At 72.2% G+C, this 21,235-nt stretch carries 25 protein-coding genes; 9 read left to right on the plus strand and 16 right to left on the minus strand.

Translation table 11 applies throughout. From position 1 onward, the window contains the following. Together AAG827_RS18520 and gatC are read right to left on the minus strand one after the other, a co-directional pair. A partial coding sequence (locus AAG827_RS18520) for an amidase family protein (protein WP_341927695.1) occupies positions 1-643 on the minus strand: 643 nt, incomplete at its 3' end. Next, positions 640-939, minus strand: coding sequence for an Asp-tRNA(Asn)/Glu-tRNA(Gln) amidotransferase subunit GatC (gene gatC / locus AAG827_RS18525; protein WP_309650394.1), 300 nt, complete (start codon positions 937-939; stop codon positions 640-642). The genes gatC and AAG827_RS18520, both read right to left, overlap by 4 nt. A 93-nt stretch (positions 940-1,032) precedes the next feature. Here gatC and AAG827_RS18530 point away from each other — a divergent pair, with 93 nt between their 5' ends. Both AAG827_RS18530 and AAG827_RS18535 read left to right on the plus strand, forming a co-directional pair. Next, entirely contained in the window at positions 1,033-2,046 is a 1,014-nt protein-coding gene (locus AAG827_RS18530) for a cobalamin-dependent protein (protein ID WP_341927696.1), read from the plus strand. A gap of 282 nt (positions 2,047-2,328) precedes the next feature. Further along, on the plus strand, positions 2,329-2,613 hold the full coding sequence (locus AAG827_RS18535; protein ID WP_341927697.1) for a helix-turn-helix transcriptional regulator: 285 nt from the start codon (positions 2,329-2,331) through the stop codon (positions 2,611-2,613). Between the two features lie 84 nt (positions 2,614-2,697). Here the strand turns inward: AAG827_RS18535 and AAG827_RS18540 are convergent, their stop codons facing one another. Further along, positions 2,698-2,967, minus strand: coding sequence for a hypothetical protein (locus tag AAG827_RS18540; RefSeq protein WP_341927698.1), 270 nt, complete (start codon positions 2,965-2,967; stop codon positions 2,698-2,700). Positions 2,968-3,055: 88 nt separating this feature from the next. After that, positions 3,056-5,173 (minus strand): NAD-dependent DNA ligase LigA, encoded by a 2,118-nt coding sequence (ligA, locus tag AAG827_RS18545; RefSeq protein ID WP_341927699.1) that lies wholly within the window; start codon positions 5,171-5,173, stop codon positions 3,056-3,058. A gap of 84 nt (positions 5,174-5,257) precedes the next feature. On the opposite strand from ligA, the gene AAG827_RS18550 reads away from it, so the two are divergent. The 3 genes from AAG827_RS18550 to AAG827_RS18560 all read left to right on the plus strand — a co-directional run bounded on the left by AAG827_RS18550 (position 5,258) and on the right by AAG827_RS18560 (position 8,329). Further along, a complete protein-coding gene (locus AAG827_RS18550) occupies positions 5,258-5,902 on the plus strand; it encodes an alpha/beta fold hydrolase (protein WP_341927700.1) in 645 nt (214 codons plus the stop codon). Between the two features lie 136 nt (positions 5,903-6,038). Continuing rightward, positions 6,039-6,701, plus strand: coding sequence for a TetR/AcrR family transcriptional regulator (locus AAG827_RS18555; protein WP_341927701.1), 663 nt, complete (start codon positions 6,039-6,041; stop codon positions 6,699-6,701). Next, positions 6,698-8,329 carry an MFS transporter gene (locus AAG827_RS18560; protein ID WP_341927702.1) on the plus strand — a complete coding sequence of 544 codons (1,632 nt, stop codon included), beginning with the start codon at positions 6,698-6,700 and terminating at the stop codon, positions 8,327-8,329. Before AAG827_RS18555 ends, AAG827_RS18560 begins: the two co-directional genes overlap by 4 nt. A 78-nt stretch (positions 8,330-8,407) precedes the next feature. Here AAG827_RS18560 and AAG827_RS18565 read toward each other — a convergent pair whose 3' ends face one another. The 6 genes from AAG827_RS18565 to AAG827_RS18590 all read right to left on the minus strand — a co-directional run bounded on the left by AAG827_RS18565 (position 8,408) and on the right by AAG827_RS18590 (position 14,531). After that, positions 8,408-9,556 carry a hypothetical protein gene (locus tag AAG827_RS18565; protein ID WP_341927703.1) on the minus strand — a complete coding sequence of 383 codons (1,149 nt, stop codon included), beginning with the start codon at positions 9,554-9,556 and terminating at the stop codon, positions 8,408-8,410. Positions 9,557-9,572: 16 nt separating this feature from the next. Next, a complete protein-coding gene (locus AAG827_RS18570) occupies positions 9,573-10,565 on the minus strand; it encodes a methionine synthase (protein WP_341927704.1) in 993 nt (330 codons plus the stop codon). Next, on the minus strand, positions 10,562-11,662 hold the full coding sequence (mnmA, locus tag AAG827_RS18575) for a tRNA 2-thiouridine(34) synthase MnmA (protein ID WP_341927705.1): 1,101 nt from the start codon (positions 11,660-11,662) through the stop codon (positions 10,562-10,564). The genes AAG827_RS18570 and mnmA overlap by 4 nt, the downstream gene beginning before the upstream one ends. Continuing rightward, positions 11,659-12,855, minus strand: a complete 1,197-nt coding sequence (locus tag AAG827_RS18580) for a cysteine desulfurase family protein (RefSeq protein ID WP_341927706.1) — start codon at positions 12,853-12,855, stop codon at positions 11,659-11,661. The genes mnmA and AAG827_RS18580 overlap by 4 nt, the downstream gene beginning before the upstream one ends. A 72-nt stretch (positions 12,856-12,927) precedes the next feature. Then, the gene (locus tag AAG827_RS18585; RefSeq protein WP_341927707.1) at positions 12,928-13,563 is read right to left on the minus strand and encodes a hypothetical protein; all 636 of its coding nucleotides are present in this window, start codon (positions 13,561-13,563) and stop codon (positions 12,928-12,930) included. Then, a complete protein-coding gene (locus AAG827_RS18590; protein ID WP_341927708.1) occupies positions 13,560-14,531 on the minus strand; it encodes an endonuclease/exonuclease/phosphatase family protein in 972 nt (323 codons plus the stop codon). The genes AAG827_RS18585 and AAG827_RS18590 overlap by 4 nt, the downstream gene beginning before the upstream one ends. Positions 14,532-14,633: 102 nt before the next feature. Here AAG827_RS18590 and AAG827_RS18595 point away from each other — a divergent pair, with 102 nt between their 5' ends. From AAG827_RS18595 to AAG827_RS18605, 3 genes are read left to right on the plus strand one after another with little or no spacing between them, the layout of a single operon-like run. After that, complete coding sequence (locus tag AAG827_RS18595) at positions 14,634-15,467, plus strand: DUF4394 domain-containing protein (protein WP_341927709.1); 834 nt, start codon at positions 14,634-14,636, stop codon at positions 15,465-15,467. A gap of 48 nt (positions 15,468-15,515) precedes the next feature. Beyond that, entirely contained in the window at positions 15,516-16,067 is a 552-nt protein-coding gene (locus AAG827_RS18600; RefSeq protein ID WP_341927710.1) for a sigma-70 family RNA polymerase sigma factor, read from the plus strand. Beyond that, the gene (locus AAG827_RS18605; protein ID WP_341927711.1) at positions 16,064-16,735 is read left to right on the plus strand and encodes a zf-HC2 domain-containing protein; all 672 of its coding nucleotides are present in this window, start codon (positions 16,064-16,066) and stop codon (positions 16,733-16,735) included. The genes AAG827_RS18600 and AAG827_RS18605 overlap by 4 nt, the downstream gene beginning before the upstream one ends. Positions 16,736-16,741: 6 nt before the next feature. Here AAG827_RS18605 and AAG827_RS18610 read toward each other — a convergent pair whose 3' ends face one another. Further along, positions 16,742-17,008, minus strand: a complete 267-nt coding sequence (locus tag AAG827_RS18610; RefSeq protein WP_341927712.1) for an amphi-Trp domain-containing protein — start codon at positions 17,006-17,008, stop codon at positions 16,742-16,744. Between the two features lie 76 nt (positions 17,009-17,084). Further along, a complete protein-coding gene (locus AAG827_RS18615) occupies positions 17,085-17,408 on the minus strand; it encodes a hypothetical protein (RefSeq protein ID WP_341927713.1) in 324 nt (107 codons plus the stop codon). A 52-nt stretch (positions 17,409-17,460) separates the two neighbouring features. On the opposite strand from AAG827_RS18615, the gene AAG827_RS18620 reads away from it, so the two are divergent. Then, positions 17,461-17,748, plus strand: a complete 288-nt coding sequence (locus tag AAG827_RS18620) for a DUF1905 domain-containing protein (RefSeq protein WP_341927714.1) — start codon at positions 17,461-17,463, stop codon at positions 17,746-17,748. 15 nt (positions 17,749-17,763) lie between these two features. Here AAG827_RS18620 and proB read toward each other — a convergent pair whose 3' ends face one another. The 4 genes from proB to rplU all read right to left on the minus strand — a co-directional run bounded on the left by proB (position 17,764) and on the right by rplU (position 21,109). Then, a complete protein-coding gene (gene proB / locus AAG827_RS18625; RefSeq protein ID WP_341927715.1) occupies positions 17,764-18,885 on the minus strand; it encodes a glutamate 5-kinase in 1,122 nt (373 codons plus the stop codon). Beyond that, the gene (gene obgE / locus AAG827_RS18630; protein WP_341927716.1) at positions 18,882-20,417 is read right to left on the minus strand and encodes a GTPase ObgE; all 1,536 of its coding nucleotides are present in this window, start codon (positions 20,415-20,417) and stop codon (positions 18,882-18,884) included. Before obgE ends, proB begins: the two co-directional genes overlap by 4 nt. 101 nt (positions 20,418-20,518) lie before the next feature. Beyond that, positions 20,519-20,773 carry a 50S ribosomal protein L27 gene (rpmA, locus tag AAG827_RS18635; protein WP_091110203.1) on the minus strand — a complete coding sequence of 85 codons (255 nt, stop codon included), beginning with the start codon at positions 20,771-20,773 and terminating at the stop codon, positions 20,519-20,521. A gap of 33 nt (positions 20,774-20,806) precedes the next feature. Continuing rightward, positions 20,807-21,109 (minus strand): 50S ribosomal protein L21, encoded by a 303-nt coding sequence (gene rplU / locus AAG827_RS18640; RefSeq protein ID WP_309648748.1) that lies wholly within the window; start codon positions 21,107-21,109, stop codon positions 20,807-20,809. Positions 21,110-21,235 lie beyond the last annotated feature (126 nt).

Raw genomic sequence — 21,235 nt, forward strand, 5'->3', positions numbered from 1 at the left:
CGACCTGGTCGAGGGAGTTGGCCATGGCGACGAGGCCGTAGCGCGAGACCCCGCCGTACGTCGGCTTCACGCCGACCGTGCCGGTGACGGCTCCCGGCTGGCGGATCGAGCCGCCGGTGTCGGTGCCGAGCGCGAGGGGCGCCTCGAAGGCGGCGACCGCCGCGGCCGAGCCACCGCCGGAGCCGCCGGGGATCCGGTCGAGGTCCCACGGGTTGTGGGTCGGGCCGTAGGCGGAGTGCTCGGTGGAGGAGCCCATGGCGAATTCGTCCATGTTGGTCTTGCCCAGGATCGGCAGGCCGGCGGCCTTGAGCCGGGCGACCACGGTGGCGTCGTAGGGCGGGATCCAGCCCTCGAGGATCTTGGAGCCGCAGGTGGTGGGCAGCCCCTCGGTGGCCAGGACGTCCTTGACCGCGATCGGGACGCCGTCGAGGACGCTCGCAGGCGCGCCCGCCGCGCGCCGGGCGTCGGACGCGGCGGCCTGGGCCAGCGCTCCCTCGGCGTCGACGTGGAGGAACGCGTGGACGGCACCGTCGACGGCCGCGATGCGGTCGAGGTGGGCCTGGGTGATCTCGACCGAGGTGGTCTCGCCCGCGGCGAGCGCGTCGGCGAGCTGGGCGGCGGTCATGCGGGTCAGGTCGCTCACTGCTCGTCCCCCAGGATCCGCGGGACGGAGAAGCGCTGCTGCTCGGAGGCAGGGGCGCCCGAGAGGGCCTGCTCGGCGGTGAGGCCCGGGACCACGACGTCCTCGCGGAAGACGTTGGTCAGCGGCATCGCGTGCGAGGTCGGCGGCACGTCGTCGCCGGCCACGCCCGTGATGGAGGCGACGGACTCGAGGATCACCGACAGCTGCGGCGCCAGGTGGTCGAGCTCGGCGTCGTCCAGGTCGATCCGGGCGAGCGTCGCCAGGTGGGCGACCTCGTCCCTGGTGATTTCAGGCATGGCACCCATCCTAGGAGTGACGCCACCTGCCGCTGCCCCCAGGTCGTGACCGGAGCCCCTTGCCAACGAGTGCCCGGGAGGATGCAATCGAGCATGGCCCTCCGTCTCGTGCACACCCAGGACGTGCAGTCCTACTGGACGGCCACGACCGAGGGTGACGTCGAGGCCGCCTACGCGGTGTTCTGCGCCGTGCTGGACCGCGGGGTCCCGCTCGGCGACGTGCTGGACCGTCTCATCGCCGCCTCCCAGGCTCGGGTCGGCGACCTCTGGGCCTGCAACCGGTGGACGGTGCTGCAGGAGCACCATGCGACCAGCGTCAACGAGCGGGTCCTCGACCGGCTCTCCGCACGTCGGACCGGCGTGGCCCGCGGCCCGCGCGTGCTCCTCACCTGCGTCGAGCAGGAGTGGCACACGATGGCGACCACGCTCCTGGCCGTGAAGCTGCGCGTCGCGGGCGTGCGGGTGGACTACCGCCTCGGCGAGGTCGACGCCGCCGAGCTCGCCCACCGGATCAGCAGGACCCGTCCTCGCGCGGTCCTCCTCAGCGCGTCGCTCGTCTCGTCGCTGGGGGCAGCAGCCTCGCTGGTCGAGCTCGTCCGCGACCTGCGGACCCCGGTGATGGTGGGCGGCAGCGCCTTCGACCGGGAGGGGTTGCGTGCGAGGAGGATCGGGGCGACCGCCTACGCCGCCACGGCGGACGAGGCGCTCCCGGTCCTCATCGACCTCCCTGTCCGCACCGACTCCCTGCCGGACCTCGTCCCGCCCGAGGTGCGCGAGGCCGAGCGCATCCGCGCCTGCAGCGCGGACCTCAGCAGCCTGGTCCTCGACGACCTGTGCGCCCGGTTGGACCTCAGCCTCGTTGCCGACCTCCCGCCCGAGGACTGGCGCGGCGTGCTCGTCACCTCGGTGCCCTATGTCGTCGACAGCGTGGCCGGCGCCCTGCTCACCCGCGACCCCTCCGTGCTGACGCAGATGCAGACCTGGCTCGACGAGGTCCTCCAGGCACGCGATGCCGATCCACGCAGCAGCGTCGAGCTCTGGTCGTCGCTGCAGCGCCAGCTCCTGCACCAGCCACACGCGACGGCGTTGCTCGCCGACCTCGTCTGAGACGCCGACCGACCGATTCCAGGGGTGCGCGCATCTGGAAGGGTGACCGGCCAGGGCACGGGAGTCACCGATGCCACGTCCACCCTCCGACGGGGAGTTCACCGAGTTCGTCCACGCCTCGTGGGCCTCGCTCTACCGCACCCGGCGCGACCTACGACTACGGGTGGACCGCCGACGGCGACCTCTTCCGGCTGCAGGGGATGCATCGACCTGGACCGTGACGAAATGTTGCCTATCAGGTATGACTCATAGGCAGTGCCCGGGGGGACCAGGGTGGACCCGGTGACGAACCGGCCCGACTCGCCTGCCACCTGGGACCTCTACGCGAGGGAGATGGGGCACCGTCTCGTGCGAGCCCGTCAGGTCCGTGGGCTCAGCCAGGCCCGGGTCGCGCACGCGGCCGGCATCTCGACCTACACCTACCAGAAGTACGACAAGGGCGAGTCGCGACCGGGCACGCCCGCCAACCCCCGGCTGGTGACGCTGATCGCGCTGTGCCAGGTCCTGGGACTGGCCGTCGAGGACCTGCTCCCACCGAACCCCCCGGACGTCACCGGCGGCCGGTGACCCGCGGGCGACTCACGCGAGCCGGTCGAGGCACCGCGTCAGAGCGTCGCGCAGACGCTGCGCGGTGTCACGGGTGACGTCGATCTAGATCTCGCGCCCCTCCCCCTGACCGACGTGGACCCACGTGGCGTCCTCCTCGACGGCACGGTGTCCCATCACCAGCCAGTCCTCGTGCACGCGGGGCCCACCGTCCGGTCCCGAGCCCTCCGGCCCGGGGAAGTCCCCGCGCACGGCCGGCAGGACCTCCTCGGCGCTCTGGTGACGTCGGTCGTCGGGGTGGTCGTCCTCGACGTGCTCGCGCACGCACCACGGCGGACAGGCAGGGTCGAGCCACGTGGGCTTCGAGGTGGTCATGTGGTTCTTCCGGGGGTCATGGCGCGAGGCCAGCCATCCCGAGCCGAGGAGGGGTGGTGACCCTCGGTCAGCGACCGCGCCTTCGACCCTACGCCTCTTGTCCAGCCGCGGGCGGGCCGTGCTCGATGAGGTGCTTGAAACCGCTCTCGTCGAGGATCGGCACGCCCAGCTGCTCTGCCTTCTCCGCCTTGGAGCCGGCGCTCTCCCCCACCACGACGAAGTCGGTCTTCTTCGACACCGAGCCGGCCGCCTTGCCGCCCCTGCTGAGGATGGCCTCCTTGGCGGAGTCACGGCTGAAGTCGACCAACGACCCGGTGACCACGATGGTGAGCCCCTCGAGCGTGCGCGGCGTCGACTCGTCGCGCTCGTCGGCCATGGTGACCCCCGACGCCTCCCAGCGGTCGACGATGGCGCGGTGCCACTCGACGGCGAACCACTCGATGACGGCCTCGGCGATCGTCGGCCCCACCCCCTCGGCCGCCGCCAGCTGCTCCTCGGTCGCCTCGCGGATGGCGCTCATGGAGCCGAACTCCGTGGCCAGCGCCCGCGCCGCGGTGGGACCGACGTGCCGGATCGAGAGCCCGACGAGGACCCGCCACAACGGGACCGCCTTGGCCTTGCCGAGGTTGTCGAGGAGGCGCTGGCCATTGGCGGAGAGCACCCGCCCGTCGGTGGCGACCTCCTCCTCGGTCTTCTTGGCCGCACGGGTGAAGAGCTCGGTGCGCAACAGCCGGGCGGCGTCGAGGTCGAAGACGTCGCCCTCGTTGGCGATGACCTTCGCGTCGAGCAGCGAGACGGCCGCCTCGTAGCCGAGGCCCTCGATGTCGAAGGCACCCCGACCGGCGACGTGGAAGACCCGCTCGCGCACCTGTGCGGGGCACACCTCGTGGTTGGGGCAGCGCAGGTCCTTGTCGCCCTCCTTCTGCTGGGCCAGCGGGGTGCGACACGAGGGGCACGTCGTGGGCATCCGCCACGGGCGCAGCCCCTTCGGTCGCAGGGCCAGCACCGGGCCGAGGATCTCGGGGATCACGTCGCCGGCCTTGCGCAGGATCACGGTGTCGCCGGGACGGACGTCCTTGCGCTTGACCTCGTGGGCGTTGTGGAGCGTGGCGTTCTCCACGGTCGAGCCGGCCACGCGCGTCGGCACCATCACGCCGTAGGGCGTCACCCGACCGGTGCGACCGACGTTGACCCGGATCTCGAGGAGCTTGGCGTTGACCTCCTCGGGTGGGTACTTGAAGGCGATGGCCCACCGCGGCGCCCGGCTCGTGGAGCCCAGGCGTCGCTGCAGCGAGACGTCGTCGACCTTGACCACCACGCCGTCGATCTCGTAGGGCACGATCGTGTGGCGTCGCTCGCCGGCGTCGGCGATGAAGGCCTGGACCTCCTCGAGGGTGGGCAGCACCCGCACCGCCTCCGAGGTCGGCAGGCCCCAGGCCGCGAGCGCGTCGTAGGCCTGGGACTGGGCGAGCGGCTCGAAGCCCTCACGGGCCCCGACGCCGTGACAGACCATCCCCAGCGCCCGGGTGGCCGTGACCCGGGGGTCCTTCTGCCGCAACGACCCCGCCGCGGCGTTGCGCGGGTTGGCGAAGACCGGCTTGCCGGCGTCGACCATCGAGGCGTTGAGCCGCTCGAAGGCGTCCTTGGGCAGGAAGACCTCGCCCCGCACCTCGACCAGGTCGGGGGTCGGGAACTCCTCGCTCGCCCGCAACCGGTGCGGGACCGAGTCGATCGTCTTGACGTTGGGGGTCACGTCCTCCCCCGTCGCGCCGTCCCCCCGGGTGAGGGCGCGGACGAGCCGGCCCTTCTCGTAGAGCAGGTTGATCGCGAGGCCGTCGACCTTGAGCTCGCACAGCAGCGCCGGGTCCTCGATCCCGTCGCGCGCGAGGCGGGCGTGCCACGCCGCCAGCTCGTCGTAGGAGAACGCGTTGTCGAGGCTCTCCATGCGACGCAGGTGGTCGACGGCGGTGAACTCGGTCGAGACCGCGCCGCCGACCTTCTGCGTCGGGGAGTCGGGGGTCCGCAGCTCGGGAAAGGCCTCCTCGAGCGCCTCGAGGGCGCGCATCCGGGTGTCGAAGTCGGCGTCGTCGAGGGTCGGGTCGTCGAGGACGTAGTAGCGCCAGCGCGCGTCCTCCACCTGCTCGACCAGCTGCTGGTGCTCGTCGCGGGCCTCGGGGGTGACCGGGCTCGGCTCGGGGCTGCTCATGGCGCCCATCTTGCCGGGTCCCACCGACATGCCCAGCACACGTCCCGGCACCATCCGGGCGTCTCGCCGCTCCGAAGAACTGTCATGGCCGCCCCCGAGACGACCCGTGAGCAGACTGCGCCCGGGCCCTCCGTCACCCGCCTCGACGTCGCCTCCGAGCCGCGCGGCGTGGTGCTGATGCTGCACGGGGGCAAGCAGGCCAGCATGCAGTCCGTCGACCACCGCAGCGCCTCCTGGCGCCGCTTCGCCGCGATGCAGCGTTCGATCACCCCGCGCGCCCACGCGGCCGGCGTCAGCACCTGGCTGTTGCGCTACACCGTCCGCGGCTGGAACCACGGGGCTCCGGTCGACGACGCCCGTTGGGCGATCGAGGAGGTACGCCGGGAGCTCGGCGACGTGCCCGTCGTGCTGCTGGGCCACTCCATGGGCGGTCGCACGGCGGTCCACGTCGCCGACGCCCCCTCGGTCGTCGGCGTGGTCGCCGTCGCGCCCTGGTGGTCGCCCGAGGACCCCGTGCACACCCTCAGCGGCCGCCAGGTCCACGCCGCGCACGGTCGGACCGACAAGATCACCTCGGCCCGGATGACCCGCGCCTACCTCGAGCGGGCCACCCCGATCGCCTCCTCCGCGTCGTTCACCGACATGGGCCGCGTCGGGCACTACATGTTCCGCCGCGTCGACGCCTGGAACACGTTCGCGATCGACACCTCGCTGGACCTGCTGGGCTGATCGCCACCCGGACCAGACCACCCGCAAGAAACCCGCTGGATCGGGAATGCCTTCGCGTGCCATCCTGTTGACCTGGATGAAACGGAACCGTTTCGTTTCATCCAGGTGAACGATGCACCAACGGACAGGAGGCGGCGTGAGCACCAGCACCGAGCACAGCGGCACCTCCGCGGCGTCCGGCACCGTCGCCGCGCACACCCGTCCCCGGGTCGAGGGGGTTCGCGAGCAGGAGATCCTCGACGCCACGCTCGACGTGCTCGCGGAGCTCGGCTACGACCGGCTCACCATGGACGCCGTGGCCACCCGCGCCAAGGCGTCGAAGGCCACGCTCTACCGCCGCTGGAACGACAAGGCGAGCCTGGTCATCGATGCCCTGCTCTCGCACAAGGGCCCCCTCATCGTGCCCGACACCGGCACCCTGCGCGGTGACCTCGTCGCGTCGTTCTGCGGGATGGGCGGCCTCACCGACCACCAGCAGATCGCCGTGTTCGCCAGCCTGCTGACGGCCGTGGCGCGCGACGCCGACTTCGCACTGGCCTTCCGACGCGACTTCATCGGCCCCAAGGTCGGCGTCGCGCTCCAGATCTTCGAGCGGGCCCGTGACCGCGGCGAGGTCAACCCCGACGTGGACCTCGACCTGCTCGCGACCGCGGTGCCGGGGATCGTCCTGCACCGCCTGTTCCTGCTCGGCCACACCCCCGACGAGGCGGTCATCGCCCGCGTCATCGACCAGATCATCATCCCCGCCGCCACCTTCGGCGCACCGCATCCGCTCGCAGCACAGAAGGAAGACACATGACCGACATCCAGGAGACCGAGGACCAGTCCTCGGCCAAGGAGCTCCACCTGGGGTGGGCGCTCGTGCTCATCTCCGTGGCGCAGCTGATGGTCGTCCTCGACGGCACCATCACCAACATCGCGCTTCCCTACATCGGCGCCGACCTCGACGTCACCCAGGCCAACCTGTCGTGGATCGTCACCGGCTACGCCCTGGCCTTCGGTGGTCTGCTGCTGCTCGGTGGCCGTCTCGGCGACCTCCTGGGCCGACGCCGTGTCTTCGCCATCGGCCTGGTGGTCTTCGCCATCGCCTCGCTGATCGGCGGCTTCGCCCAGAACGAGGCGATGCTGCTGGGCTCGCGCGCCCTGCAGGGTCTCGGCGCCGCGCTCGCCGCCCCTGCGGCCCTCGCCCTGATCACCACGACCTTCCCGGCCGGCCCGCAGCGCAACCGCGCCTTTGCGGTCTACGCCGCGATGTCGGGTGCCGGTGCGGCCGTCGGCCTGATCCTGGGTGGCTGGCTCACCGGCCTCAACCCCGAGATCCTCGGCCTCGAGGTCAGCGGCTGGCGCTTCACCTTCCTTATCAACACCCCGATCGGCCTCGTGGCCGCAGCCCTCGCGCCGCGCTTCCTGCGCGAGTCCGAGCCGCAGCGGGGTCGCATGGACGTGCCCGGCGCCGTCACCGGCACCCTGGGCCTCCTCGGCCTCGTCTACGGCCTGACCCGTGCCGGTGAGGCACAGCACGGCTGGGGCGACACCTGGACGATCGCCAGCCTGGTGGCCGGTGTCGGCCTGCTGGTCCTCTTCGCGATCATCGAGTCGCGCACCGAGCACGCACTGCTGCCGATCCGCATCTTCCAGAACCGCACGCGTGCGGCGAGCTTCCTGGCGATGATGCTGGCACCGGCCGCGATGTTCGCGATGTTCTACTTCCTGAGCCTCTTCATCCAGCAGATCGTGGGCTACTCCTCGCTGCGCACCGGCTTCGCGTTCCTGCCGTTCTCCTTCGGCATCGTGATCGGCGCGGGTCTGTCCTCCAACCTCGTCAACCGCATCGACGCGCGCTACATCGCCGGCGTCGGCACGCTGCTGGCGGCGTTCTCGCTGTTCATGTTCTCCCGCATCGACGTCGCCGACTCGGTCTCGGCCGTCCTCGGTGCGACCGGACCGATCGGTGCCGACCTGAACTACTGGACCAGCATCTTCCCCTTCGTCCTGACGATGTCGATCGGCATGGGCCTGACCTTCGTGCCGCTGACCCTGACCGCGGTGCACCACGTGCGTGCCGAGGACTCGGGCATCGGCTCGGGCGTGCTCAACACGATGCAGCAGATCGGTGGCGCCCTCGGCCTCGCCGCCCTCAGCACGGTGTCCCTGCACTTCGTCAACAACCGCATCGACACCGTGGCCCAGCCCATGGCCGAGGGGCTCGGATCCGCCGGGGTCGACCCGACGGCCATCAACCCGAGCACCGGGCAGTCCTTCCTCGAGGGCGCGCTCTTCCAGGCCTCCTTCACCGAGGGTGCGACCAACGCGTTCCTCGTCGGTGCCATCACGATGCTCGCGGCCTCCGCGGTCATCTGGCTCTTCCTGGACGTCAAGCACACCGAGCTGGCGACCGACGGCCCCGAGGGCGTCCACGTCGGCTGACGCCCACCAGCCCGTACGACGGCCCGGTGCGCTCCGCGAGGAGCGTCCGGGCCGTCGTGCGTCGGGCAGCGACGCGGGTCAGAACTGCACGCGCTCCAGCCCGGCCGTCGACATCATGCCGACGTGCACGTCGTCGTCGAGCATCGAGCGCAGCGTGCGCAGGTCGATCGACCCGGCGACGGCCTGCTCCTGCTCGGGCACCTTCCAGGAGTCGAAGCGGAAGGCGACGACCTCGTCGGCGCGCAAGTTGACCAGCCACGCCTCGCCGGTGCGTCCCGCCCGCCAGAGGAGGTGCACGGGCCCCAGCGCGCCGTCGTACGTCTCGCAGGCGTAGCCCGGCGTCGCGCACGGGTCCGCGGCCAGCCACTCCGGCGCCTGCGGCGAGGCGACGACCTCGACGTCGCGGTAGCGCACGTGGTCGCTGCTGATCGAGATGCCGATGCCGACCGCATCCGGACCGAACGGCTCCACCACCCGGGGGATGTCGCTCGTGCCGCTGAAGCCGGACAGCCCGGAGTAGGTGAGGAAGAAGCCCTTGAGCGCCTGGGGCGAGACCGGCACGGGGGTCGGGTCGGCGGTGTCCGGAGCCTCGCCGCCCTCCCAGTCCTCGACCTCCTCGCCGGCGTCGACGACCTCCTGGTCGGTGGTCACGCCGACCCGCGGGTCCTGCACCAGCTCCTCGAGCGCGGAGATCTCGATCGGCAGGTCGATCTCGCGCGGGTCGCCCTTGATGGCGGGCCCGGCATAGAGCACCGAGGCGACCTCGTCCTCGCGCACCAGCGAGAGCAGGACCACGCCCGGGTCCTCCTCGGGCGCCACCTCCTCCCAGGCGAGCACCAGCGTGCCGCCGTCGACCTCGCGCTCGACGCACCGCTGATCGCCGCTCTCGCAGCGCGGGTCCTCCTCGGGCTCGGGGGTCACCAGGACCCTCACCAGGTCGCCGTCGTCGCCCTCCCCGCCGCCGTAGCGCAGGTCGACGCCCACCTCACCGGACGGTGTCTCGTAGGTCGAGTAGGCCGCCGCCCGGCTCGCCGTGTCGTCGGACAGGTAGACGAACGCCAGCGCGGCCAGCCCCCGCGCGGTCATCGGCACGTCGCCCGACCCGGCGTCGGGGCCGGGCGTGCCGAGACCGGTCGGGTCGCTGCCCGGGGCGCCGGAGCCACACCCCCCGAGCAGCGCGAGCGAGAGCAGGGCCGTGCCGGCGAGGGCGGCGGTCCGAGAAGCCATGGGTCGTCTCCTGGTGCTAGGTCAGGTGCCCCGCGCTGCCGGTCGCGAGCTGCAGGGCACGTCGTGTCCAAGGCTCTGACGCAGCCGCCAGCCCGCAGGTTGGCGAGACGAGCAGCCGGTCCCCGATCGTTGCCGGATCGAGACCGAGCATGTCGAGCCAGCGCAGCACCCGCTCGACGAGCGCCTTCTCCGTGGGCTCGGGGTCCGGGTCGAGGGTCGGTACGACGCCGAGGACGACCGTCTCCCCCGCCTCCAGCGCCTCCCCGAGCTGGTCGTGGTCGCGCGCACCGAGCTGGTCGAGGTCGACCGACAACCCCCTCGCTCCCGCTCCGCGCACGAGGCCCCACGGGGTCGACGGCGCGCACGCGTGGACCCACGGCTCGGCGCCCTCGTCGGTGATCGCCCCGAGCACCCACTCCAGGTGCTGCGAGGCCTCGGGCGGGTGGACGGCCCGGTGCCGACCGAAGCCGCTGGCCGTGGGGATCGCCGCGTCGAGCACGGCCGCGAGCATCGGCTCGTCGACCTGGACGACCAGGCGGTCGACGCCGGGCAGACGTCGTCGTACGTCGCGGACATGGTCGCGCAGCCCCTCCGCCAGCGCCTGCGCGAGCTCGCGTCGGGCGCCGACGTCGGACAGCAGCTTGTCGCCGCGGGGCTTCTCCACGGTCGCGGCCAGCGTCCAGGGGCCGGCGACCTGGATCTTGAAGGTGCCCGTGTAGTCCTGCGCCTGCTCCTCGAGCCCGTCGAGGTCCTGCGCGAGCAGGCTGCGCGCGCGGCGGTGATCGACGCCCGGGGCATCGGTGAGCCGCCACCCGGCGGGCTGCAGGTCGGCACCCAGTGACGCCATCACCGCGAGGCCGCGACCGAGCATGCCGGCAGGAGCGCCCCGGCCCGGCACCTCGGGCAGGTGGGGCAGGTCGGGCAGCGAGCCGAGGACGACGCGGACGGCCTCGTCGAAGGCGGCCTGGTCGGAGCCGGGCATCGATCCGATGCCGGTGGCCCGGGTCATGCGATGGCCACGCTGGCTGTCGCGGCGACCGTCGCGGAGCCGACGACGCGGGTGCCGTCGTAGATCACGGCGGCCTGGCCCGGCGCGATGCCGAAGGCCGGGTCGAGGAGCTCGATGTCGACGTCCGCGCCGCGCACCAGGACCACGGCCCGGTGCTCGTCGCCGTGGGCGCGCAGCTGCACGGTGCCCTCCAGGCGGTGCGGCACGGTCCCGCACCAGCGTGGCTTGATGCCGCTGAGCCGGTCGACGGCCAGCCGCTCGCGCGGGCCGACGGTGACGGTGCCGGAGACCGGCTCGATGTCGAGCACGAAGCGTGGCTTGCCGTCGGGGGCAGGGGTGCCGATGCGCAGGCCCTTGCGCTGGCCGATCGTGAACCCGTAGGTGCCGGTGTGCCGGCCGAGCTCCTCGCCGGTCGCGTCGTCCACGATCGCTCCCCCATGGTTGGGCGCGCGGTCGCCGAGCTTCTCGCGCAGCCAGCCCGCGTTGTCGCCGTCGGCGACGAAACAGATGTCGTGGCTGTCGGGCTTGTCGGCCACCAGCAGCCCGCGCTCGGCGGCCTCGACGCGCACGGCCGACTTGTGGGTGTCGCCGAGCGGGAAGAGCGAGTGCGCGAGCTGGTGCTGGTCGAGCACGCCGAGGACGTAGGACTGGTCCTTGCCGTGGTCGCTCGCCCGGTGCATCTCGATCAGCCCGTCGTCGCCGGTGCGGAGCTGGGCGTAGTGGCCCGTGGCGACCGCGTCGAAGCCGAGGGCCAGCGCACGGTCGAGCACGGCGGCGAACTTGATCTTCTCGTTGCAGCGCAGGCAGGGGTTGGGGGTGCGGCCGGCGGCGTACTCGTCCATGAAGTCCTCCACGACGTCCTCGTGGAAGCGCTCGCTCAGGTCCCAGACGTAGAAGGGGATCCCGATGATGTCGGCCGCACGGCGCGCGTCGTTGGAGTCCTCGATGGTGCAGCAGCCGCGGGCGCCGGAGCGGTAGGACGCGGGGTTGCGCGAGAGGGCGAGGTGGATGCCGGTGACGTCGTGTCCGGCCTCGGCGGCGCGGGCCGCGGCGACGGCCGAGTCGACGCCGCCGGACATGGCAGCGAGGACCTTCATGCCTTGGCTGCCCTCGCACGCTCGACGCAGGGACCGATCGCCGCGACGAGGGCGTCGACGTCGGCCTCGGTGCTGGTGTGACCGAGCGAGAAGCGCAGCGAGCTGCGCGCATCCTCGGGCTCGCGTCCCATCGCCAGCAGCACGTGCGAGGGCTGCGGGACCCCGGCGGAGCAGGCGGAGCCGGTCGAGCACTCGATGCCGCGGGCGTCGAGGAGCATCAGGAGGGAGTCGCCCTCGCAGCCGGGGAAGCTCAGGTGGGCGTTGCCGGGCAGGCGCGCCGCGGGGTCGTCGAGGGCCGGGCCGTTGAGCACCGCGTCGGGCACAGCGCTCTGGACACCCTCGACGAGCCGGCGCCTCAGGGTGGCCATGCGGACGGCGTGCTCGGGCTGGTGCTTGACGGCCAGCTCGACCGCGGCCGCGAGCCCGGCGATGGCCGGGGTGTCGACGGTGCCGCTGCGGATGTCGCGCTCCTGGCCACCGCCGTGCACCAACGCGGTGACCGCGAGCTCACGTCGTACGACGAGGGCGCCGACGCCGTAGGGGCCGCCGACCTTGTGCCCGGTCAGTGCCAGCGCGTCGACCCCGGAGGCCGCGAAGTCGACCGGGACGGTGCCGATGGCCTGCACGCCGTCGGTGTGGACGGGGATGCCGTGCTCGGCGGCGATCGCGACGACCTCGTCGATGGGCTGGAGCGTGCCGACCTCGTTGTTGGCCCACATGACCGAGATCAGGGCGACCGACGCGGGGTCGCGCTCGACGCTCGCGCGCAGCGCCTCGAGGTCGAGGCGGCCGTCGCGGTCGACGGGCAGCAGCTCGACCTGGGCGCCCTCGTCCTCGCCGAGCCAGAAGACGGGGTCGAGGACCGCGTGGTGCTCCACCGAGGTGGTGAGCACGCGGGTGCGGCGGGCGTCGGTGCCCTGACGGGCCCAGAAGATGCCCTTGAGGGCGAGGTTGTCGGCCTCGGTGCCGCCGGCGGTGAAGACGACCTCGCCGGGTCGACAGTTGACGGCCTGCGCGATGGTCTCGCGCGACTCCTCCACGATGCGCCGTGCGCGACGCCCGGAGGCGTGCAGCGAGCTCGGGTTGCCGACGTCGAGGAGGTGTGCGGTGAGTGCGTCGACCGCCGCGGGCACCATCGGCGTGGTGGCGGCGTGGTCGAGGTAGACGACCGGATCGGGGCTGGACTGACTCATCGCCCTCCCAGGGTACGGCGCCGCGGGTCGCCGGCGCCCATCACGGTCGTCGGGCGGGACCGGTGCTGGCGTTCAGAGCCGCTCCAGCCACGGGTGACCGGGGTGCGCGAGCGCGATCGTGTCGCGCACCCACTCCTGCTCGGCCGAGCCCAGCAGCGGCCAGCAGGCCTCGAGGTCGGCGCGGTCCTTGGGTCGGTCGAGGCGCGCCTTCATCATGATCGTGACCTCCGGACGCAGGTAGGGCACGCCGTCGTCGCCGACCCAGGTCACGTCCTCGACCGGGGCGACGTGGTCGTGCCAACGCTTGTTGGTCCAGCAGCCGTCGGTGTCCGGCGTCAGCGGCACGTCGAGCACCCACGGAGCACCCGCGTCCCGACGCACCCAGAGCTGGCCCTCGCGGTCGACGTCGGGCCCGCCGACGCGGTAGGGCCGGAGGCCGGCGGCGCTGACCACGAAGGGCGTCCAGCGGTCGCCCAGGAAGTCGCGGAAGGCCGGGGCGTCGCAGGTGAGCATCGAGATGTCGAGGTCCTCGTGCTCGCGCCGCACCCCGGTGAAGACCTCGACGCTCCAGCCGCCAACGACCCACCACGGGCGGTCGAAGCCCGCCATGAAGGCACCGACCGTGCTCGGCGTCAACGGCTCCCACCGGCCCCACCACCGGAGGAACTCCGCGTCGTCCATCTCGGGCGGGGGCGGCGGAAGGTTCATCGCGGCGCCACCGTGGCGAGGACGGCGCGGTGGTCGGAGCCGGGCACGTCGACGGTGCGCGTAGCGGTGACGGTCCAAGCCTCGGAGACCAGCACGTGGTCGATCGCGACCGACGGCGGCAGCAGGCTCAGCACCGGGAAGCCGCCGTCGACCGGCCAGGTCGCTGCCAGCCCGGAGTTCGTGAGCTCGGCCGCGTCGCGGTAGCCCGCGTCGACCAGCGCCCGCAGCGGGGCGTGGTCGAGCGTCGCGTTGAGGTCTCCCGCGATCACGTCCACCTCCTCGGCCTGGGCGACCTCGAGGATCGCCCGGTGGTCGGCCTTCCAGTCCGCGTAGAGCGTGGGCGGCGCCGGGTGGACCGCCAGGACGCTCAGGTCGCCGGTGCGCACGAGCATCCCGTCGAAGGTGGTGTCGAGGGTCTCGACCAGCTCGATCGGCTCGCGGGAGAAGACCATCGTCGCTCCCACGAAGCCGTCGGCGGCCTCCGCCTGACCGAGCCGGTGCGGGAACACGTCGGACAGCCCGACCCCCTCCATCTCCGCCACGTCGCCCCGGGTGACCTCGCTGACGACCAGCACGTCGGTGCCCGCCTCGCTCGCCTCGACCACCAGCCGGGTGGCGTCGCCGGCGCCGGCCAGCAGGTTGGCGGTCATGACGCCCGTCGTCGGCGCGCCAGCAGCCGCTCCCGGCACCGACCCCGACACGAGCGGGGCGAACCACACGGCGTGCAGCGCGAGACCGGCCACCGCCACGCCGAGCGGCACCACCAGGAGGCGGCTCCGGGTGGCCCGCCGGAGCGCGAGGAGGAGCAGGAGCACCAGCGCGGCGGCGTACGCCGGGAGCGCGAGGGGGGTGAACGCCTGGAGCTGCGCGGCCCGCGCGAGGTCGGGCTCCACGAGACGCACGACGGTGAGGGCGAGCCCGCAGAGCAGGAGCCCGGCGCAGAGCAGCGAGGGGAGCACGCGGGACATGCTCCGAAACTAGCGACCGGATCGTTCAACAGGTGCGCTCCCCCGCCCGTATCCCCTCCTGAACCGGCGCGCACCAGCGCGCCGACGACGAAGGAGACGACCATGAAGCGCACCCTCGCAGCCCTGACCTCCGCGACGATGCTCGCCGGCGCGGCAGTGGCCACCATGTCGACCAGCGCCACCGCCGCTCCCGCCCCGACGCAGGCCTTCGGCATCACCGCCGACCGCACCCTGGTCAGCTTCGACGTGAACCGCCCGGGCGGTGCCGACCGGATCGCCAAGGTCACCGGCCTCAAGGGCGACAAGCGACTGGTGGGCCTGGACTTCCGCGTGAAGAACAAGACGCTCTACGCCGTGGGCAACAACGGCGGGATCTACACGATCAACACCCGCACCGCCGACGCCAACCGTGTGGGCCGCCTCAGCGCGCCGCTCAAGGGCGTCAGCTTCGGCGTCGACGTCAACCCGGCCGCCGACGCGCTGCGGATCGTGAGCAACGCGGGGCAGAACCTGCGCTACTCCTTCGCCGAGAAGACCACGACGGTCGACGGACGCCTCAACACCCCCGACGTCGCCGACCCGGTGCGCGGCATCAAGGCGGCGGCCTACACCAACAACGACAACAGCGACCAGACCGGCACGGCGCTCTACGACCTCAACGCCACGCTGGGCAACGTCTCGCTCCAGGTGCCCGCCAACGCGGGCACGATCACGCCGCAGGGCTCGACCGGGCGCAAGCTCTTCGGCCAGGTCGGCTTCGACATCGCCAGCGGTGTCACCGGCGGCAAGGCCACCAGCAACGCCGGCTTCGCCTCCTTCACCAGCGGCGGCACCGTCGGTCTCTGGACGGTCGACCTGACCACGGGCGACGTGCGCAAGGTCGGCACCTTCCCGAAGGGTGCCGCGGTCACCGACTTCTCGGTCGTCGTGCGCTGACCTCGCCTGCCGACCCGTCGTCCAGCGCGACCGCACCGAAGGACGGACATGAGCCCCCCTCCCGCGAGGGTCGTCACCGACCTCTCGACACCCGAGGCCGTGCGGGCTGCCTACGCAGCCCACGGTGACGAGCTCTACCGTCTCTCGCTGCGCGCGCTGGGCGACCAGGGCGGTGCGCAGGACGCCGTGCAGGAGACCTTCCTGCGTGCCTGGCGGGCGCGGGAGACCTACGACGTCGGGCGGGCCAGCCTGCGGACCTGGCTGTTCCAGATCGCCCGCAACGTCGTGGTCGACGCCCAGCGGGCCCGCGGCTCGCGCCCGTGGCTGCGGGCGCTGGCCGACCACCCGACGCTCGAGGAGGCCGCCCCGGCCGTGCCGGACGGGTGGGAGGAGCAGCTGCGGCGGATCCTCGTCGAGGACGCCCTGCGGCGGCTCGGCGAGGACCACCGCCGAGCACTGGCGGAGACCTACCTGGCCGACCGCCCCTACCCCGAGGTCGCGGCCGAGCTCGGGATCCCGGAGAGCACGTTGCGCAGCCGGGTGTTCTACGGACTCAAGGCGCTCCGCGTCGTGATGGAAGAGATGGAGGTGCGGCCATGACAGACCACGAGCAGCTGCGGATCAGCCTCGGTGCCTACGTGCTCGGCGGGCTCGCCGACGACGAGGCCGCCGACGTCGAGGCACACCTCGGCACGTGCGCGGGGTGCCGCGCCGAGCTCGACGAGCTGGTGCCCCCCGCCCGGGTCCTCGCGGAGCTCCGGTCCGCGGGTCCCACCGACGTCCCCGCGGCACCCGCCGACCTCCAGGACCGGGTCGTCACCGCGGTGGCCGCCGAGCGCGACCGTGAGCGTCGTACGACGTGGCGCCGGCAGGCCGCCCTCTCCGCCGTCGGCGGGATCGCCGCTGCCGTGGTCGTCGTGGTCGGCCTGGTCGTCACCCGGCCCGACCCCGCGCCGGCCGTCCCCACGGAGGACGTCACCGTCGCCGTGGGCGTCTCAGGGGTCCGGGCCGACGCCGACCTGGTCGACCACACCTGGGGCGTCGAGGTGAAGCTCACCGCCAGCGGCTTCGACGAGGGCCGCCGCTACGTCGTGACCGTGCTCGGCACCGACGGTCGGCGCTACCCCGCGGGCGGCTTCGTGGGCACCGGCGAGCGGGAGATGCTGTGCAACCTCAACTCCACGGTGCTGCGTGCGTCGGCCGCGGGCTTCGAGGTGCGCGACCGGCGCGGCCGCGTCGTGGTGAGCTCGACCTTCACCGCGGTCTGAGGCTGCTCAGACGACGCTGGTGTCGTCCTCGCCGTCGGCGTCGTCCTCGGACTCGGCGATGCTCCACTTCAGCTGGAACTCGACCTCCTCCTCGCCGTCGCCACGCTCGTGCTCGATCGAGAACTCCGCGTGCTTCGGCACCCGGAAGCGCTCGCCGGCGATCTGGATCCGGAACGAGTCACCGGTCTCCAGGGCGTCCGCCAGGCGACGCAGCTTGGCGACGACGTCCTCGGTCTTGTAGATCCGCTCGATGTCGCGTGCTTCCTTGGTCACTCCAGGCTCCTCCGGGTCGTCGTACGCCGGGTGGCGCGCGTGCCGACACCGTAGCCAAGGCGCCTGAGAGCGACCCTCAGGTCTCGTGGCCCCGCGGGTCCTCGTCGTCGAGCACCTCGGCGCCCAGCACGTGCTCCAGCAAGCCTTGGACCTGGTTGTCGGTGAGGCGCTCGTCCGGTGCCGGCGTGGGCGGCTCGTCGGGTGCCTGGTCCTCGACCGGGGCGAGCCGGCCCTCCTCGACGAACCCGGCGTTCTCGAGGGCCCAGGACTGCTCCTGCTCCAGCCGGACCTCCTCGGCCAGGTCGACCTCCTCGGCGTCGGGCACCAGGTCGTAGAGCGCGTTGAGGGTCGCGTCGGAGCCGGGACCGTCGTCCGCGGGGCCGGGCACCTGACCATGCACGGGACGAGCCTAACCGCCTCGGAACGTCCGCAACCTGTCCTACGGTTGATCCATGGAGCTGGAGTTCACCGGGGAGATCTGGGAGTGGCGCGGCCCCGCGCCCTACCACTTCGTGTCGGTGCCCGAGGACGAGTGCGCCGAGCTCCTCGCCGTCTCGCCGATGGTCAGCTATGGCTGGGGCATGATCCCCGCGACCGTGCGCGTCGGCGCCACGGACGTCACGACGGCGCTGTGGCCCAAGGACGGCGGCTACGTCGTGCCGCTCAAGGACAAGATCCGCACGGCGGAGTCGCTCGCGCTGGGCGACGTCGTGACCATCGGGCTCACGATCGCCGTCTGACCGCCGGGGCTGGGGTCAGAGCAGGACCAGGTCGTCGCGGTGGACGACCTCGCGCTCGTAGGCGGCCCCCAGCTCGCGCTTGAGGTCCTGCGACGAGCGACCCAACAGCTGGGGCACCTCGTCGGCGTCGAAGTTGACCAGGCCGCGCGCGACGGGCACCCCGTCGGGGCCGGCCAGGTTGACCGGGTCGCCGGCGGTGAAGGCACCGATGGCGCCGGTGATGCCGGCGGCCAGGAGCGAGGCGTGCCGCTCGACCACCGCGCGTACGGCGCCCGGGTCCAGCAGGAGCGTCCCCTTGGGCTCGGTCGCGTGGGCCAGCCAGAGCAACCGCGTCGGCTGACGACGACCCGTGGCGTGGAAGAGCGTGCCGATCGCCTCACCGGCCAGGGCGACCGCGGCCTGGTCGGCGGCCGCCAGGACCACCGGGATGCCGGCGCCGGTGGCGATCCGGGCCGCCTCGACCTTGGTCTGCATGCCGCCGGTGCCCACCCCGGCCGCCCCTGCGCTTCCGATCCGCACCTGTGCGAGGTCGGCGGGCGAGGTCACGTCGGTGATCCGGCGCGCGCCGGGCTCGCGAGGATCGGCGTCGTAGAGACCGTCCACGTCGGAGAGCAGCACCAACAGGTCCGCGTGCACCAGGTGGGCCACGAGGGAGGCCAGCCGGTCGTTGTCACCGAAGCGGATCTCGTTGGTCGCGACGGTGTCGTTCTCGTTGACGATCGGCAGCACGCCGAGCTCGAGGAGCTTGGCGAAGGTCTGGTAGGCGTTGCGGTAGTGCGAGCGCCGGGTCACGTCGTCGAGCGTCAGGAGGACCTGACCCGCCACGACGCCGTGACGGGCGAGCTCCTCGGTGTAGCGGTGCACGAGCAACCCCTGCCCCACCGACGCGGCCGCCTGCTGGGCGGCCAGCCCGCGCGGCCGCTTCGCCAGGCCGAGCGGTGCCAGCCCGGCCGCGATCGCGCCCGAGGACACCAGCACCACCTCGGCTCCGCGCTGTCGGGCAGCGGCCAGGACGTCGACGAGCTGGCTGAGGTGGGAGGGATCGATCCCGCCTGCGGCGCTCGTCAGGGACGACGAGCCGACCTTGACCACGATCCGGCGTGCGCCGGTGACCTCGAGCCGCAGGCCCTCGGTCATGCGTCGGGGTCGCTCTCAGCCCAGTCGGGGTCCTCGGGCGAGCCGATGACGTAGGCCTTGGGTCCGTACTTCTCCGGCTTGTCGAGGCGCCGGGCCACGTCGGCGCGGGTCTCGGTCTCGGCGCGGTCCTCCATGCCTTCCTGGATGGCCTTGCGACGACCGTGCGCAGGGCGCTTCTCCTCGAAGCGCTCGTCCTCGCCGCGACGCGCGAGGTTCTCCGCGCCCGCATCGATGCCGGGCTTGAAGTCGAAGACCACGGAGTTCTCGTCGGAGCCGATGATGACGGTGTCGCCCTCGACCGCCCCCAGCCTGACGAGCTTGGTCTCCACGCCGAGACGGTTGAGGCGGTCGGCGAGGAACCCCACGGCCTCGTCGTTGCTGAAGTCGGTCTGGCGCACCCAGCGCTCGGGCTTGGTCCCCTTGACGCGCCACCCGTCGGGCGACTCCTGGACCGTGAAGTCCTCGTCGCTGTCGGCATTGGGGGGCCGCAGGACGATCCGTTGCGCCGCGACGACCTCGCGCTCGGTGCGGGCGGCGCGCACGATCTCGGCCATGGCGAAGGTCAGCTCGCGCATCCCCTCCCCGCTCGCGGCCGAGACCGGGAAGACGCGCAGGCCGCGCTCACGCAGGTCGTCGATGGTGATGTCGGAGATGTCGCGCCCGTCGGGAACGTCGATCTTGTTGAGCGCGACCAGGCGCGGTCGGTCCTCGAGCCCGCCGTAGCGGGTGAGCTCGTTCTCCATGATGTCGAGGTCCTCGACCGGGTTGCGGCCGGGCTCCATGGTGGCGGTGTCGATCACGTGGACCAGCGCCGCGCAGCGCTCGATGTGACGCAAGAAGTCGTGGCCGAGGCCGCGGCCCTCGCTGGCACCCTCGATCAGGCCGGGCACGTCGGCGACGGTGAACGTCGTCTCGCCGGCAGTGACCACTCCCAGGTTGGGGACCAACGTCGTGAAGGGGTAGTCGGCGATCTTGGGCCGGGCCCGCGAGATCGACGCAATCAGGCTCGACTTGCCGGCGCTCGGGAAGCCGACGAGGCCGATGTCGGCGACGACCTTGAGCTCGAGACGGATCTCGAGCTCGTCACCGGGCTCGCCGAGGAGCGCGAAGCCCGGCGCCTTGCGCTTGGAGCTGGCCAGCGCCGCGTTGCCGAGGCCACCGCGTCCACCGGCTGCGATGACCAGCTCGGTGCCAGGACCGATCATGTCGGCGAGGGCGTTGCCCTGCGCGTCGGTGACGACGGTCCCGTCAGGAACCATGAGCACCAGGTCGGAGCCGTGGCCACCGTTCTTGTGCGAGCCCGCACCGTGGCCGCCGTTCTCGGCGGTCCGCTTGGGGCTGTGGTGGTAGTCGATCAGGGTCGTGACGTCCGGGTCGACGCGCAGGATGATCGAGCCGCCCTGACCGCCGTTGCCACCGTCAGGCCCACCGAGGGGCTTGAACTTCTCACGGTGCACCGAGGCCACGCCGTGTCCGCCGCGACCAGCGCTCACGTGGAGCGACACCTTGTCGACGAAAGTCGGGACTGCCATGGTTCACCGCCTTGTCTGTTGTCGTTGTCGAGAAAATAGCGAAAGGGCGACCCCGGTATCAGGGACGCCCTTGCGCGGAGGTGGAACGAGCGAGCGTCAGGTCACTCGCCCGGGACGATGTTGATGACCTTGCGGCCGCGCTTGCGGCCGAACTCCACGGCGCCGGGGATCAGCGCGAAGAGGGTGTCGTCACCGCCGCGGCCGACGCCGCTGCCCGGGTGGAAGTGGGTGCCGCGCTGGCGCACGATGATCTCGCCGGCGTTGACAGCCTGACCACCGAAGCGCTTGACGCCGAGGCGCTGGGAGTTGGAGTCGCGACCGTTCTTGGTGGACGCGGCGCCCTTCTTGTGAGCCATTTCGTAGTCCTTCGGGTGTGTCTCGAGCCAGGCTCAGAGAGAGATGTCGGTGACCTTGACCTGGGTGTACTTCTGGCGGTGACCCTGGCGCTTCTTGTAACCGGTCTTGTTCTTGTACTTCTGGATCACGATCTTGGGACCCTTGGACGCGCCGAGGACCTCGACGGTCACTCCGGCCTTGTCGAGGCCCGTCGAGGTGATGGTCTCGCCGTCGACCACGAGCACGACCGGCAGGGTCACCGACTCGCCGACACCGGTCTTCACCTTGTCGATCTCGATGACGTCGCCCACGGCGACCTTCTGCTGCTTGGCGCCTGCGCGCACGATCGCGTACACCGCGGTCTCCTTCGTTGTCTCACTGAAAAAACTGGGTCTGCCCCGGGCCACGACCACCCGCGTGGTGGGCTGCCGGGCAGAGCTGGGCACGCGTCAACGCACCGAGGGTCAATACTACGGACGCGC

The sequence above is a fragment of the Nocardioides psychrotolerans genome, assembly GCF_943371775.1.
Classification (GTDB): domain Bacteria; phylum Actinomycetota; class Actinomycetes; order Propionibacteriales; family Nocardioidaceae; genus Nocardioides; species Nocardioides psychrotolerans_A.

What these genes read in the sequence shown, in the direction of transcription:
- AAG827_RS18605 (WP_341927711.1), top strand. Translation starts at nt 16,064, where the DNA reads ATGACAGACCACGAGCAGCTGCGGATCAGCCTCGGTGCCTACGTGCTC.
- AAG827_RS18590 (WP_341927708.1), bottom strand. Translation starts at nt 14,531, where the DNA reads ATGTCCCGCGTGCTCCCCTCGCTGCTCTGCGCCGGGCTCCTGCTCTGC.
- AAG827_RS18595 (WP_341927709.1), top strand. Translation starts at nt 14,634, where the DNA reads ATGAAGCGCACCCTCGCAGCCCTGACCTCCGCGACGATGCTCGCCGGC.
- AAG827_RS18530 (WP_341927696.1), top strand. Translation starts at nt 1,033, where the DNA reads ATGGCCCTCCGTCTCGTGCACACCCAGGACGTGCAGTCCTACTGGACG.
- gatC (WP_309650394.1), bottom strand. Translation starts at nt 939, where the DNA reads ATGCCTGAAATCACCAGGGACGAGGTCGCCCACCTGGCGACGCTCGCC.
- AAG827_RS18600 (WP_341927710.1), top strand. Translation starts at nt 15,516, where the DNA reads ATGAGCCCCCCTCCCGCGAGGGTCGTCACCGACCTCTCGACACCCGAG.
- AAG827_RS18565 (WP_341927703.1), bottom strand. Translation starts at nt 9,556, where the DNA reads ATGGCTTCTCGGACCGCCGCCCTCGCCGGCACGGCCCTGCTCTCGCTC.
- obgE (WP_341927716.1), bottom strand. Translation starts at nt 20,417, where the DNA reads ATGGCAGTCCCGACTTTCGTCGACAAGGTGTCGCTCCACGTGAGCGCT.
- ligA (WP_341927699.1), bottom strand. Translation starts at nt 5,173, where the DNA reads ATGAGCAGCCCCGAGCCGAGCCCGGTCACCCCCGAGGCCCGCGACGAG.
- mnmA (WP_341927705.1), bottom strand. Translation starts at nt 11,662, where the DNA reads ATGAAGGTCCTCGCTGCCATGTCCGGCGGCGTCGACTCGGCCGTCGCC.
- rpmA (WP_091110203.1), bottom strand. Translation starts at nt 20,773, where the DNA reads ATGGCTCACAAGAAGGGCGCCGCGTCCACCAAGAACGGTCGCGACTCC.
- AAG827_RS18570 (WP_341927704.1), bottom strand. Translation starts at nt 10,565, where the DNA reads ATGACCCGGGCCACCGGCATCGGATCGATGCCCGGCTCCGACCAGGCC.
- AAG827_RS18620 (WP_341927714.1), top strand. Translation starts at nt 17,461, where the DNA reads ATGGAGCTGGAGTTCACCGGGGAGATCTGGGAGTGGCGCGGCCCCGCG.
- AAG827_RS18550 (WP_341927700.1), top strand. Translation starts at nt 5,258, where the DNA reads ATGGCCGCCCCCGAGACGACCCGTGAGCAGACTGCGCCCGGGCCCTCC.
- proB (WP_341927715.1), bottom strand. Translation starts at nt 18,885, where the DNA reads ATGACCGAGGGCCTGCGGCTCGAGGTCACCGGCGCACGCCGGATCGTG.
- AAG827_RS18585 (WP_341927707.1), bottom strand. Translation starts at nt 13,563, where the DNA reads ATGAACCTTCCGCCGCCCCCGCCCGAGATGGACGACGCGGAGTTCCTC.
- AAG827_RS18580 (WP_341927706.1), bottom strand. Translation starts at nt 12,855, where the DNA reads ATGAGTCAGTCCAGCCCCGATCCGGTCGTCTACCTCGACCACGCCGCC.
- AAG827_RS18560 (WP_341927702.1), top strand. Translation starts at nt 6,698, where the DNA reads ATGACCGACATCCAGGAGACCGAGGACCAGTCCTCGGCCAAGGAGCTC.
- AAG827_RS18540 (WP_341927698.1), bottom strand. Translation starts at nt 2,967, where the DNA reads ATGACCACCTCGAAGCCCACGTGGCTCGACCCTGCCTGTCCGCCGTGG.